Origin of the sequence: Acetobacter oeni (assembly GCF_011516825.1) — a bacterium.
Classification (GTDB): domain Bacteria; phylum Pseudomonadota; class Alphaproteobacteria; order Acetobacterales; family Acetobacteraceae; genus Acetobacter; species Acetobacter oeni.
In genome coordinates this window covers 36,187-49,680 of record NZ_WOTA01000004.1, presented here as the reverse complement: position 1 = coordinate 49,680, position 13,494 = coordinate 36,187, and the positions used below count along the sequence as shown (strand labels likewise).

Genomic DNA, 13,494 nt, shown 5'->3' with positions numbered 1-13,494 from the left:
CGGTTTTTTTATGTCTCGTCTTCGGTCTTCCGGTCGCCGCATCTGATTCGATACGGATTGCACGCGCCATTTTCCGGGCGCTTTACGGTTGCGGACATCCTGACGCAGGCGGACTGCACGCGGCGGACTGCTCCGGGGTTCACTCCACGGTAACGGATTTCGCCAGATTCCGTGGCTGATCGACATCCGTTCCTTTCAGCAGAGCTGTTTCGTAAGCCAGAATCTGCACGCCGATGGTCTGGATGATCGGTGTCACGAACGGATGCACTTTCGGCAGCGCGATGGTCTGTTCGGCAACGGCTGAAAGCCGGTCGGCACCGGCTTCATCGGTAAAGGCGAGCAGTCGCCCTCCCCTCGCCTTTGCCTCCTGAAGGTTTGACAGGGTTTTTTCGAACAGGGGTCCGGACGGGATGGACGCAACAATCGGGACGGTGCGGTCGATCAGGGAAATCGGCCCGTGCTTCATCTCGCCGGCGGCGTAGGCTTCGGCATGGATGTAGGAAATTTCCTTGAGTTTCAGGGCGCCTTCCATGGCAACCGGAAAGGCGCTGCCCCGACCGAGATAAAGAACGTCCCGTGCTTCTGCGACGATTCTCGCCATGTTTCGTATGGCGTCCTGGTGCGCGAAGACCTGCTCCGCCCTTGTGGGAAGATCCAGAAGGGCAGCGACAAGTTCGTCTTCGCCCTGTTCGTCCAGAGTTCCCTTTGCCCGGGCGATGGCGATGGTCAGACAGGCGAGGACCGTGAGTTGGGCTGTGAAGGCCTTTGTTGAGGCCACGGAAATTTCCGGACCTGCAACGGTGCCGAGCACGACATCGCTCTCGCGTGCCATGGTGCTGTGTTCGACGTTCAGCACGGAGAGCACGGGCAAACCGATGCCCCTGAGTGCGCGCAGAGCGGCCAGTGTGTCTGCTGTTTCGCCGGACTGGGAGATCAGCATCCCGAGGGAACCGGGTGTGAGCGGGGGATTGCGGTAGCGAAGTTCGCTGGCGACATCGATGTCGATGGGCAGACGTGCGATTTCTTCCAGCCAGTAGCGTCCGATCATTCCTGCGAAATAGGCGGAACCGCAGGCCGTGATCACGCCACGCGGAATGGTGGCGAGATCGAACGGCATATCCGGCAGGATGACCTTGCGCGTTGCCGGATCGACCATGCGTTGCAAGGTTTGCCCGATTACAAGCGGATGTTCGTGCAGTTCCTTTTCCATGAAGTGCCGGTAGCCATCTTTTCCGACGGAGCCGGCGATCGCCGCTGTGGTCTGGATCGTGCGCTCCACAGGTTTGCCGGTATGATCGAAAAATTCGGCTTTTTCCGGTGTGATGATGACGCGGTCGCCGTCATCGAGATAGGCGATGCGGCGGGTCAGCGGCGCGAGAGCGAGGCTGTCGGAGCCGAGAAACATCTCGCCATCCCCGAAGCCGACGGCAAGCGGCGCACCACGGCGGGCGCCGATCATCAGGCCTTCGTGTCCGGCGAAGATCATGGCGATGGCATAGGCGCCTTCGAGGCGGCGCAGAGTTGCGAACGCGGCTTCGCGCGGAGATTTGCCGGCGGCGAGATGAAAATCGGCCAGTCTGGCGATGGTTTCGCTGTCGGTTTCGGTTTCAAAAACCTCTCCGGCAGCTTCGAGTTCCTTACGGAGTGTCTCGAAGTTCTCAATGATACCGTTATGAACAATTGCGACACGGCTCGTGCTGTGCGGATGGGCGTTGTTCACGGTCGGGGCGCCGTGGGTGGCCCAGCGGGTGTGTCCGATCCCGGTTGTGCCATAGAGCGGCTGATCTTCGAGCACGGCTGCGAGGTTATCGAGTTTTCCCGCCGCCCGTCGACGTTCGATACGACCATCGTCCAGGGTTGCGATGCCGGCTGAGTCGTAGCCGCGATATTCGAGCCGGCGCAGTCCCTCAAAAACGATGGGGGTCGCGGGGCGGTGCCCGACGACGCCGCAGATGCCACACATCAGCCCTGTTCCTTCTTTGCCCGCAGAGCGGCGCGGAAACGCGCGGCCCGGCCCGGTTTATTCACCTGTGTGCTACGCGCGACAGCGAGGGAGTCAGTCTCGACATCCCTGGTAATCACACTTCCGGCCGCAATCAGGGCACCGTCGCCTATGGTCACCGGGGCGACAAGAATAGAATCCGATCCGATGAAGGCGTTTTCACCGATCGTGGTACGGTGTTTGAACACGCCGTCGTAATTGCAGGTGATGGTACCCGCCCCGACATTGGTGCCGGCGCCGATACTGGAATCGCCGAGATAAGTCAGGTGGTTGGCTTTCGCGCCCGCGCCGAGGGTCGTGGCTTTCAGTTCGACGAAGTTGCCGACATGCGAGGCTTCGCCGAGCGTGCTGCCGGGGCGCAGGCGCGCATAAGGTCCGACTAGGGCGCGCGGGCCGACCTCGCAGCCTTCGAGGTGACTGAAGGCACGGATTTCGGCACCGCTGCGAACGGTAACGCCGGGACCGAAGACGACATTCGGCTGAACGGTGACATCGGGTTCAAGGACCGTATCGAAAGAGAAAAACACGGTTTCCGGGGCTGTCAGGGTGACGCCTGAGAGCATGGCCTCACGGCGCAGGCGGTGCTGGACGATGGCTTCGGCTTCGGCCAGTTCCACGCGGGAATTAATCCCGCGCAACTCGCTCTCGGGGGCTTCGACGGCATGGACGATACCGCCTTCGCTGCGGGCAACGGCGACGACATCGGTCAGGTAATACTCACCTTTTGCGTTGGCGTTACCGACTTTGTGCAGCCATTCGCGGAAGCGGCCGGCTTCCGCGCAGAGGACACCGGCGTTGCAGAGACCGACGGCACGTTCCGCCTCCGTGGCATCCGCCCATTCGACTATTTCCCGGACAGTGCCGTCCGCATCCGTTATGACGCGACCGTAGCGACCAGGATCGGCGGGGCGCATGGCGAGCAGGGCGAGATCAGCGCGGTCCGGGCCGGTTCCCGCGCGTTGGGTGGCCAGCAGGCGTTCCATGGTTTCGGCGCTGATAAGCGGGTTGTCGGCGTAGAGCACGGCGACGTCACCATCGCCGAACAGGTTTTCGGCCTGAAGAGCGGCATGGGCGGTGCCAAGGCGATCATGCTGTATGACGGTGGCGTGGGGGGCGGCGAGTTTCGCAACATCGTCCATGTCGGGACCGATTACGACGACGACCTTATCAAAGACGCTGGCGGCGCTGGCGATGAGGTGTGAGAGCATGGGCTGGCCGGCGAGCGGCTGCATGGCTTTGGGGAGCGCGGACCGCATACGGGTGCCGAGGCCTGCGGCGAGAAGAACGGCCGTTGAGGAGCCGGTAGGTGACAAACCGGACGATGAAGCGGAAAACTGCGAATTTATCATGATATTTTCTGCGGTAAGCCAGAGCCGGAGTCCTGTCAAACCTCCGGGGTGCCCCGAGCTGTCACTTCGCGTTACGATGATTTTCCGAGAATGTGACCGGGAGGAGAAAGATCATGCGGCTGGCGGTTTTCGATCTTGACGGGACGCTTGTCGACTCCCTTCCGGATCTCGCGGACAGCGTAAACATCCTGCTTCAGGACTACGGACTTTCTGAACTGGATGTCGGTGCGGTCCGAAGTATGATCGGCGATGGTGTGGCGGTTCTGGTGGAGCGTGCCCTGTCGCGCAGCGGGCCGGGGGCCGCGACGATTGACCGGCAGAAAGCGACAAAGCGTTTCATGGAGATTTACGGGCCGCGCGCGACGGAGCGGTCACGGCTGTTTCCCGGTGCGAAGGCCACGCTTATCCGGATGCGGGATCAGGGATGGCATCTGGCTGTTTGTACCAACAAGCCTGTATCGGCGGCGCGTTCGATCCTTGAGGGATACGGTCTGATGGACCTGCTCTCTGCGGTGGGTGGCGGAGATTCCTTCGCGACACGCAAACCCGATTCCGGTCATCTGCTCGGCACGATCCGTCTGGCTGACGGGGACGCGGCGGACAGCGTGATGATCGGGGACCATGCCAACGACATCAGAACTGCGACCGGCGCCGGCGCCTGCTCGATTTTTGCCGCCTGGGGTTATGGCATTCCGGCCTGTGCCGATGGCGCGACGGCAACAGCAACGACGATTGACGAGGTGCCTGAGATTGCGGCGCGTCTGCTGCCCGGAGCGTGCTGACGGGGTTTATTACGGAACCAGCGTCGGGTCTTTGGTCAGCAGCGCGGTGGCCTTGCCTATTTTGGGATGTTCCATTTCCACGCGAACCGCGACGGGGCCGAAGCCAGGAATGGTTTCGAACCACATGGAGCCACCGTGCTGTTCGCGCAGCGACGAGGTCGATTCATGTCCTTTGATGAACCCGGCGATCTGCCTGCCCGTGAAGTTGCAGCGCATGGCCGGGGCGCGCCATTCTTTGCGAATATCCGGGGGAGGTTCCATGCCTGCGGTTGAAAGCGTCATGCGTGTCAGGCGGATGCCGTCGAAGATATCGAAGGTTCCGTCGCAGCGGCCTGTCTGACGGATCTGCGCCAGTACTTTCATCATGGTGCCCAGGATATCGGTCGCGGCACGACGCTGGTCTTCGGAGACAGGCTCACGATCGGTTTCCGCAGGATCCTGCAGCACGACGCGGGGGCCGGAGAGCGGGTAATCTATGATGACGTGCCGCATAGTTTTGCGTGCCCAGCCGGCGCTGTCGTAGCGTTGCGGCCGGACCACGCTGTCACTGACGCTGCCCTGAGCCCTGGAATGGATATTCATCCGCATGAAGAGGCTGAGCAGCCCGCTGGCATGGGCATCCATACTGACATCGTAACGGGCCGAATCCAGCAGGTAATCCGTTGTGATGTCCAGAACGGAGAACCAGTGTGAATAGAGCGTATAGGACAGGTGTGTCTTCTGAGGCGTCTGGCTGCCGGTGACAGCGCCTGCGGGAGCGGTGCCAGTTCCTCCGGAAGAAGTCTGCGCCTGCACGGCGACGGCACCGGTCAGCAGGGAGCAGGCGAGGGAAAGAAGGAGCCGGCGGAACGGACGGCGGGTCCGTGTCATCCGAAGAGCGTGCAGGCTGATCGCGGTTGCCGCTCCGGTATTGACCTTTGTCATCCGTATGATTTCAGCACAGCGACATGCACCCGGCAAGCCGGGTGCCGCTCCCCTGCCCCGCCTGCCTTCAGGCGGTACGGTAGCCGAGCCGCGCGGAGAGTTCGGCGGCGGTTGAGATGGCGAGCCGCGCCATGACGTCGCGCATTTTTTCCGCGTTTGCCGGTTTGGGCTGACTGATGCCCAGTCCGGCGACCGTATTGCCACTCGAATCGTGCACGGCGGCGGCAAAGCACCAGACGCCGAGATGGATCTGGCCGTCATCCATTGCGTAGCCGTCATTCTGGGCGATGCGGATTTCCTCCATGATTTCGGACGGCGTGATTTTGTTGTGCGCCGTGGGCACGGGTGGCCAGGCGGGAAGCGGATAAAGTGTCAGCCATTCGCGGAAGTCCGCTCTGTCCATGGCACCGAGCTGGACTTTTCCTGTCGCTGTATAGACTGCCGGCAGGTGCAGTCCGACGCTGTAATGAACGCCGAGGCCCCGCTCGCTGGCGCGGCTGGCGAGGTAGACGACCTCATCGCCATCGAGTGTGCTGAGGCTGACGGTGTAAGGCGCCAGTTCCGGGTTTGATCCGACCACGTGGTGAAAGGCGCCGATCAGGTCCTGGCGGGAGCTGACATGGGCGGCCCAGTCCAGCAGGCGCGGGCCGAGGCGGTAGCCTGATGCGTGCCCGGCGGCGGATTCCAGCAGACCGAGTTCGGTCATCACGCCGATCAGACCGTGAGTGGAGCTGCGCGGCAGATCCAGCAGGCGGGCAATTTCCGCGGCATTTGGCGGTGTCGGCTGCGACCCGACCAGATCGAGTATTCTGACCGCCCGTCTCAATGCGGGAACGGACTCGTTTTCTTTTGTTGTCACCAGATTCTGGTCCTTGACGCGGCTTACTGGAATCGCCTATATCCGACATACGGGATCGTGTTCAATATAATGAACAATAAGAAACTGAACACGATCTCGTCTTTACCGCAAAAATCGTAACTTTCCCGGGTTTGCTGACCGGTCTCTGTCAGGCTGATTCTTTTCAGGTATCCTGTTCTGCGTGGATGATAAAGCGGGTCTCCTGCTGAATCGCCGGAACCCGGACGCGCATCCCAGTTCTCCGGCAGGATAGCAGATGGAAAGAAAGTCTTCCCCTTCAGCCGACAGCCAGACCGATCTGTTTTATGTCGTGAAATTTCAGATCCGGATTCATTTCTTCGGTACGCCGCATCATGAAGGCGGAACTGGCGAAAAAAACCGGATCGCCGTCGAGATCATCCGCCATGGATGAGCGGTTGGTCTGGGCGAACAGATCGAGTTTTGCGTGATCGCCCGTTACCCAGCGCGCGAGCGAGAACGGCGTGGAATCGAAGCCTATGCCGACGCCGTATTCACCTTTGAGACGGGCCTGCAGAACGTCGAGCTGGAGGGTGCCGACCACGCCGACGATCGGCTGGGCGCCATCCTGCGGACGGAAAAGCTGAACCACACCTTCTTCGGCCAGTTCCGTGAGGGCCTGACGGAGTTTCTTGGCTTTCATCGCGTCTTCCAGACGGACACGGCGCAGGATTTCGGGCGCAAAATACGGAACACCCGTGAAGCGGATATTTTCACCTTCGGTCAGGGTATCGCCTATGCGAAGCGTGCCGTGATTGGGAATACCGACCACGTCACCGGCGAAGGCTTCTTCCGCGATCTGGCGGTCGCGGGCGAAGAAGAACTGCGGGGTGTGAAGCGCAAAGCCTTTGCCCGTCCGGGTATGGTGGAGGCGCATGCCGCGTGACAGGCGGCCGGAGCAGACGCGGGCGAAGGCGATGCGATCGCGGTGATTCGGGTCCATGTTGGCCTGAATCTTGAACACCAGCGCTGTCATACCCGGCTCATCGGCGTGGACGGTGCGCGTTTCCGTGGCCTGATCGCGGGGTGACGGACCGAAGGCTACGAGGGCGTCGAGCAGATCGGTGACGCCGATTTCCTTCATGGCGCTGCCGAAGAAGACGGGGGTCAGATGGCCGGCGTCGAAGGATTCGCGATCAAATTCCGGAAGAGCGGCTTCGATCAGTTCCAGATCCTCGCCAAGCTGGATCATGCGCGGATCGGACTGTTCCAGCGTCGTTGTGGTGTGCAACTCCCTGGTTCGCAGGTCGTAGGTGCCGACAAATTTTGCAGCGCGTCCGACCGGCCAGGTCGCGGGGGTGGTATCCAAAGCCAGCGATGAAGAAATTTCGTCCAGCAGGGCGAAGGGGTCCTGGGCCTCGCGATCCATCTTGTTGATGAAAGTGACAATCGGGATGTCGCGCATCCGACAGATTTCGAACAGCTTGCGTGTCCGGTCTTCGATGCCTTTCGCTGCATCGATCACCATGACGGCCGAATCAACGGCGGTCAGTGTGCGGTAGGTGTCTTCCGAGAAGTCTTCATGACCCGGGGTATCGAGAAGGTTGAAGACGCAGCCACCGTATTCGAATGTCATGACAGAGGTGACGACGGAGATGCCGCGATCCCGCTCGATGCCCATCCAGTCCGACCTTGTGCGGCGGCGCTCGCCCTTGGCCCGCACGTTACCGGCAAGCTGAATGGCTCCGCCCGCGCGCAGGATGCGTTCCGTCAGTGTCGTCTTACCGGCATCCGGGTGCGAGATGATCGCAAAAGTCCGGCGGCGCGAGATAGCGTCACGGATGTCGTCCGGCGCTCCGGTTGCGGTCTGAGTGTCTGTCATGGCGGGTGATCATCCTGCGATGGATGGAGGCACGAAGTCTGACGGCCTGAAAACGGCAACGCCGGGCGGAGAGAGACTCTCCGCCCGGCGCCAGAACGGCCCCGGTCGGTAAGGACCGGGTAGTCTCGCAGGAATTAGCGCGAGTAGAACTCGACCACGAGGTTCGGTTCCATCTGCACCGGATAAGGCACATCGGAGAGGCCGGGACCACGGAGGAACGTGCCTTTCATCTGACGATGATCGGCTTCCATGTATTCAGGAACGTCACGCTCGTTAGACTGAGCCGCATCAAGGACCGCAGCGAGCTGTTTGGACTTCTCGCGGACTTCGATCACGTCGCCTTCGCGAACCAGGTAGGAAGGAATATTCACCTTCTTGCCGTTCACCAGGATATGGCCGTGGTTGATGAACTGACGTGAAGCGAACGGCGTGATCGCGAATTTCAGGCGATACACGACGGCGTCCAGGCGACGCTCCAGCAGATTGATGAGATTTTCGGAGGTATCGCCCTTGCGACGCACCGCTTCCTCATAATACTTGCGGAACTGCTTCTCGCTGATATTGCCGTAATAGCCTTTCAGCTTCTGCTTTGCCATGAGCTGGACAGAGAAGTCCGAAGGCTTGCCTTTGCGGCGCTGACCGTGCTGGCCAGGTCCGTAGTCACGACGGTTGACCGGAGACTTTGCACGGCCCCACAGGTTGACGCCAAGACGACGGTTAATTTTGTATTTGCTCTCAAGGCGCTTGCTCATCTGCGCGCTCTGCTTTCATCTTTTGCAAGGCAGCGCGGACATTAATCCCCGTCTGCCCGCAGTGGCACCGGTAGTCTCTGACCAGCATGGTTCAGAGCGGGCGCGTTCCGTATTACCGGCCCCGGGGAGCATAATACCCGCTGGGCCGGCCGGTCCGTCCACGTTCCCGGCAATGGGTGGCGCCTATAGGTCAGGAGGCGGTTTCTGTCAATTCCGGCGGTACTGTCGTTCCGAGAATAAGCGCGACAAGCCCGGGGAAACGGCGTTCCAGTTCATCCTGTCGCAGGGTGTTGATATGTTCGGTGCCCTGAGTGGCGGTTCTGACCAGGCCGGCCTCGCGCAGCACACGGAAATGATGAGACATGGTCGAGCGTGGCCGGTCGCAGCTCAGGGCGGCGCAGTTCAGCGGACCGCGTCGCGCCAGGGTCCGCACGATATCGAGCCGGAACGGGTCGGAAAGGGCGTGAAACACCGCGCAGGTTTCCACGGCATCAATCGACGGATGAGTATAACGCTCCATGACTTCCCTCCCCTGCTCCGCGTTTCATCCGTATTATGCGGGCGCGGGACATCGGCGTCGAGATTATCACATTGTAATAAAATCCCTTATTTGAAGTTCGATGAAATACGAACTATAACAGGTCATCTCCTGCCACTCATGAAAGGGCTGCATTCGATGACCACCCTGTTCGATCCTCTCCGTATCGGCGCAATCGAGGCGCCAAACCGGATCATCATGGCCCCGCTTACGCGCGGCCGTGCCACCCGCGCCCATGTTCCGACGCCGGTCATGGCCGAGTATTATGCCCAGCGGGCCAGCGCGGGCATGATCATCTCCGAGGCGACGGGGATCAGCCGTCAGGGACTTGGCTGGCCTTACGCGCCCGGGCTGTGGTCCGATGAGCAGACCGAGGCCTGGAAGCCGGTGACAAAGGCCGTGCACGAGCGTGGCGGGCGGATCATTGCTCAGCTCTGGCACATGGGGCGGCTGGTTCACTCATCGGTCACGGGAGAGCAGCCGGTGTCGTCCTCGCCGGGTGCGGCGCCAGGCGAGGTTCACACTTATGAGGGCAAACGTCCTTATGAATCGGCTCGGGCGCTTCGTCTCGATGAGATCCCGGGTTTGCTGGAGGACTATGACCGTGCCGCGCGCAATGCGATCGCGGCGGGTTTTGACGGCGTTCAGATTCATGCGGCGAACGGCTATCTGATCGATCAGTTTCTGCGCAATGGCGTCAATCACCGTGAAGATGCTTATGGCGGATCGCCGGAAAATCGCATCCGGCTGCTGCGCGAAGTGACGGAACGGGTCATTTCCGCTGTCGGCGCGGATCGCACGCATCTGCGTCTTTCGCCCAACGGAGATTCGCAGGGGACTGATGACAGCGATCCTGTGGCCGTATTTATCCCGGCGGCGAAGATGTTGTCCGGTCTGGGAATTGCCTCTCTCAGCCTTCGCGAGCCAGGACCTGAGGGAACATTTGGTTCAACCGATGTGCCGAAGCTGTCGCCGCAGATTCGGGAGGTCTTTGACCGGGTTCTCATTCTGAATTCTGATTACACGCCAGATGCGGCGGAGAAGGCGGTTGCTTCGGGGATAGCGGATGCGATCAGCTTCGGGCGGCTGTTCATGGCAAACCCGGATCTGCCATACCGCATTCGCAAGGGGCTGCCTCTGGCGCAGCTTCAAAGCATGCAGACCTGGTATTCCCAAGGGACCGAAGGCTACGTGGATTATCCGGCGGCTGTCAGGTAATCCACGTCCGGGATAGCGGAGACGGGGCTTTGCCAGCCCTTTCTCCCGCCTGCCCGGTCGGCCATCAGGAAGCGACGGCTTCCGATTCAGGCTGCGCTTCACCGCGCTGGTCATCGTAATCTTCTTCCGCACCGCTTTCCGGCTGCTGCTGGTAAACCGGTCGCGACCTTGCGGCTCGTTCCTGGCGCTCGGCCTGCGCCTGCTGGGCGGCCTGGTTCATGGCGTTCAGGATACGGAAATAATGTTCGGCATGCTGGAAGTAAGCTTCAGCCGTTACCCGGTCTCCGCTCGAAGTCGCGTCCCGTCCGAGCTGGAGATATTTCTCGAACAGTTGCTGTGACGTGCCACGAATACGGACTTCCGGGCCATTGCTGTCGAATACATGATTCCGGTTCAGTGGAATCTGGCCATTCTGATGGCGCGGCGCGCTTCCGCTTCCCCCGCTGTTATTAGTTCCGGGCCGGTGATGGCGGCTGCGTGTGCGTTTCATATTCATGGTGTTGCCACGACACTTTTTCCTGTCTCTGCACAGTCAGCGTAAGAGTAGTGTATTTACTGACTGACTTCTCGAAAACCTGTGTTTTTCGGGTTAAGGACTGGTGCGAGCGTGTAACCGATTCGCGGACACAGACCTTGGCGGGTGTTTTGATATCCGGACAGAACAACCGGGTCATTTATGACCTGATCTGCCGGGAATAACGTCAGACACTCCGGTTTGTCTTTGACCACAGGATGCGTGCGGACGCAAGCACAATGTAATTACCGCTGTGACGGCAAGTCCAACAAGCTGAAGAAACCGGGCTCAGGCGGCAAAGATAACCGCCCGGGGGTGGCCGCCGTGATCGCAACATATTTCCACGACGCGCAGTCCGGCCTGGCAGCCCAGCGCCGGAACTGATTTATCCTGTCCGATGCCGATTTCAAAAATTGCCACGCCATCCGGCGCGAGGAGGTGGTTCAGCGCCGGGATCAGGATGCGGTAATCATCCAGTCCGTCAGTCCCTCCGTCCAGGGCACTGACCGGTTCATAATCGGCGACATCACGCATAAGCCCCGGAATGTCGCCGCTCGGAATATAAGGGGGATTTGAAAGAATAACATCAAACCGGCCTGCGATGGCCGCATTCCACTGACTGACCGCGAACGAACAGCGATCTTCAAGATTGTTCAGCCGGGCATTGTCGGCCGCAAGGATCGTGGCCTGCTGAATACGGTCCACGCCGATTCCTGTTGCCAGAGGATATTCGCTTAGCGCGGCAAGAAGCAGGCATCCGGTGCCGGTGCCAAGATCCAGGATTGTACGAACGGACTCCCGTTCCGGGCGCTGGCTGAGGAGCGCTTCGATCAGTGTTTCCGTATCGGCGCGTGGAATGAGTGTTTCGGGGGAGACGGCGAGATCAAGGGTCCAGAATCCCTGTTTTCCGGAGAGATAGGCAACCGGTTCGCCATGCGCGCGGCGTTCGAGAAGCCTGTCATAAGGGACGGCGTTCGCGATGACTTCATCCGCGTGGCAAAGCTGCCAGCCGGTTGTCAGGCCAAAGGCGATGTTCAGCAGAAGACGGGCTTCCCGGCGTGGCTCCCCGATCCCCGAAGCCGCGAGTTCTTTCGTCCCCCGCGCGATGAGACTGGCGACCGTTTCCGACGCAGATGAACGTGGCAATGTGGGGTCCGCAACCATGGCGGGAAGCAAAGACGGTGTCACCCCTGCTGTGTCAACCTGTAGTCGGGGCGAATGCTTTTTGGTTCAGGTGAGCCGGATACCAGGTTATATTCGTCTTATGATGAAGATGTTCAGTCGTGCCAGCTACAGTGTTTACGTATTTTCCGCAATTCTTGTCTCATCCGGAATCCTGGGTGCGACGCCGGCTCTGGCGGGGCAGTTTGTTGTTGTGGACGAGAAAGCCCCGCAGGAAATTTCGGAAGTTTCCCGTCTGTATGTCGATGGCGAACTCGTTGCGACCTTTGTTCTGAACGGCGACACGACGCGCAAGGTCGAAACGATCCCGACTCAGGCGGGCCGTGTTGAACACACCTATGCTCTGTGCGGAGAGATCACGATCCGGGCGCCGGAAGGCAGGACCGAGACGCATAATGTCAGCAGCGCCGGTGTGCTTCATAATCCGGACGGACATATATTCCAGGCGCTCGGCACGGCGAATTTTACTGATTTTTATCTTATTGATCCGGAAAATCCGGATGTTGCTCAGCATCATCCAGGGCATGGTGATGCCTGTATCGTGGCGACAAGCTGACAGAATAGTCTTTAGTGATGCAGGTTCGGGCCGAATGGCCGGCGGGAACAACAGCCCCCTGCCCCCCGATCCGTTTATATAAAAACAGGTTTCAACAGGCTGACGGTCTTTGGTGAGTTTCAGGGCAAAGCCCGGGAAAAACAGCGGCATCTGAAAGAAGAAGATCCGGTAATGGTCTGATCCGGGTCGGGCTAAACCGGACCCGGGATCGGGTTACTGCTCAGCGCTCAGATACGCGTGGAGGATTTCTTCGGTTGGTCCGTCCATGACCACGCGGCCCTGTTCCATCCAGATGAGCCGCGTACACCATTGCGAAATGATTTCCGGCATGTGGCTGGAGACGATCAGAATTTCCGCGCCTTCCACAAGTCCGGCGATGCGCTGTTCCGCTCTCTGGATGAAGGAGGCGTCGCCGGCCATGAACCATTCATCCATGATTAGAATCTGCGGCATGATCGCGGTTGCGAGGCCGAATGCCAGTCGGACAGCCATACCGGAACTGTATGTTTTTAGGGGCAGATCCATGAAGGAACCCAGGCCGGCGAAGGATTCGACGTCCTGTTCGACTTCGGCGATCGCTTTTTCCGAGAGGCCGGAAAACAGGCAGCGCAGCCGGATGTTTTCCCGTCCGGATAATTCCGGATTCATGCCGAGCGATGTGTCGAGAAGACTGCCGATCCGTCCCCGAAGGAGCACTCTGCCCTTGACCGGCTCGTAAATGCCCGCCAGCGCGCGAAGCAGAGTTGTTTTGCCGGCGCCGTTCCGGCCGACCAGCCCGAGCCGTTCGCCCGGACACAGTGAGAAACTTACATCCGTAAGGGCCTGAACCATCACGCGCTGCCGGTTGTCCTGGGCGAATCTGCCGGATAGGGCACGCCGGTTCAGAGCGCCGCCGAGCGTCTTCTTCAGACTTCGCGCATCGCCATGATAGAGCGGAAAAGAGATTGTGAGACCTGAAACGTCAACGCTCGCCATGCC

13 protein-coding genes are annotated in these 13,494 nt (G+C 60.2%); 3 read left to right on the top strand and 10 right to left on the bottom strand.

The window, feature by feature from the left end; all coding sequences use genetic code 11:
• Positions 1-139: 139 nt before the first annotated feature.
• A complete protein-coding gene (gene glmS / locus GOB90_RS03785; protein WP_146885896.1) occupies positions 140-1,963 on the bottom strand; it encodes a glutamine--fructose-6-phosphate transaminase (isomerizing) in 1,824 nt (607 codons plus the stop codon).
• Positions 1,963-3,351 (bottom strand): bifunctional UDP-N-acetylglucosamine diphosphorylase/glucosamine-1-phosphate N-acetyltransferase GlmU, encoded by a 1,389-nt coding sequence (glmU, locus tag GOB90_RS03780; protein ID WP_146885894.1) that lies wholly within the window; start codon positions 3,349-3,351, stop codon positions 1,963-1,965. The genes glmS and glmU overlap by 1 nt, the downstream gene beginning before the upstream one ends.
• A 113-nt stretch (positions 3,352-3,464) precedes the next feature.
• Here glmU and GOB90_RS03775 point away from each other — a divergent pair, with 113 nt between their 5' ends.
• Entirely contained in the window at positions 3,465-4,133 is a 669-nt protein-coding gene (locus GOB90_RS03775) for an HAD hydrolase-like protein (protein WP_146885892.1), read from the top strand.
• Positions 4,134-4,142: 9 nt separating this feature from the next.
• On the opposite strand, the gene GOB90_RS03770 is transcribed toward GOB90_RS03775, so the two are convergent.
• The 5 genes from GOB90_RS03770 to GOB90_RS03750 all read right to left on the bottom strand — a co-directional run bounded on the left by GOB90_RS03770 (position 4,143) and on the right by GOB90_RS03750 (position 9,028).
• On the bottom strand, positions 4,143-5,057 hold the full coding sequence (locus GOB90_RS03770; RefSeq protein WP_146885890.1) for a DUF3108 domain-containing protein: 915 nt from the start codon (positions 5,055-5,057) through the stop codon (positions 4,143-4,145).
• A gap of 67 nt (positions 5,058-5,124) precedes the next feature.
• A complete protein-coding gene (locus GOB90_RS03765; RefSeq protein ID WP_146885888.1) occupies positions 5,125-5,916 on the bottom strand; it encodes an IclR family transcriptional regulator in 792 nt (263 codons plus the stop codon).
• Positions 5,917-6,193: 277 nt separating this feature from the next.
• Positions 6,194-7,756 (bottom strand): peptide chain release factor 3, encoded by a 1,563-nt coding sequence (locus GOB90_RS03760; RefSeq protein WP_146885886.1) that lies wholly within the window; start codon positions 7,754-7,756, stop codon positions 6,194-6,196.
• Positions 7,757-7,890: 134 nt separating this feature from the next.
• On the bottom strand, positions 7,891-8,508 hold the full coding sequence (gene rpsD, locus GOB90_RS03755) for a 30S ribosomal protein S4 (RefSeq protein WP_146885884.1): 618 nt from the start codon (positions 8,506-8,508) through the stop codon (positions 7,891-7,893).
• 190 nt (positions 8,509-8,698) lie between these two features.
• Entirely contained in the window at positions 8,699-9,028 is a 330-nt protein-coding gene (locus tag GOB90_RS03750; protein WP_146885882.1) for an ArsR/SmtB family transcription factor, read from the bottom strand.
• A gap of 156 nt (positions 9,029-9,184) precedes the next feature.
• Between GOB90_RS03750 and GOB90_RS03745 the strand changes: the two genes are divergently transcribed.
• The gene (locus GOB90_RS03745) at positions 9,185-10,264 is read left to right on the top strand and encodes an alkene reductase (protein ID WP_146885880.1); all 1,080 of its coding nucleotides are present in this window, start codon (positions 9,185-9,187) and stop codon (positions 10,262-10,264) included.
• Between the two features lie 64 nt (positions 10,265-10,328).
• Here the strand turns inward: GOB90_RS03745 and GOB90_RS03740 are convergent, their stop codons facing one another.
• A complete protein-coding gene (locus GOB90_RS03740) occupies positions 10,329-10,760 on the bottom strand; it encodes a DUF4167 domain-containing protein (RefSeq protein WP_146885878.1) in 432 nt (143 codons plus the stop codon).
• 306 nt (positions 10,761-11,066) lie between these two features.
• Positions 11,067-11,942: a peptide chain release factor N(5)-glutamine methyltransferase gene (gene prmC / locus GOB90_RS03735; RefSeq protein ID WP_146886058.1), complete on the bottom strand. Its 876-nt coding sequence runs from the start codon at positions 11,940-11,942 to the stop codon at positions 11,067-11,069.
• A 109-nt stretch (positions 11,943-12,051) separates the two neighbouring features.
• Between prmC and GOB90_RS03730 the strand changes: the two genes are divergently transcribed.
• Positions 12,052-12,516, top strand: coding sequence for a hypothetical protein (locus GOB90_RS03730; protein ID WP_146886056.1), 465 nt, complete (start codon positions 12,052-12,054; stop codon positions 12,514-12,516).
• A gap of 213 nt (positions 12,517-12,729) precedes the next feature.
• Here the strand turns inward: GOB90_RS03730 and GOB90_RS03725 are convergent, their stop codons facing one another.
• A complete protein-coding gene (locus tag GOB90_RS03725; protein ID WP_146885876.1) occupies positions 12,730-13,491 on the bottom strand; it encodes an ABC transporter ATP-binding protein in 762 nt (253 codons plus the stop codon).
• Positions 13,492-13,494 lie beyond the last annotated feature (3 nt).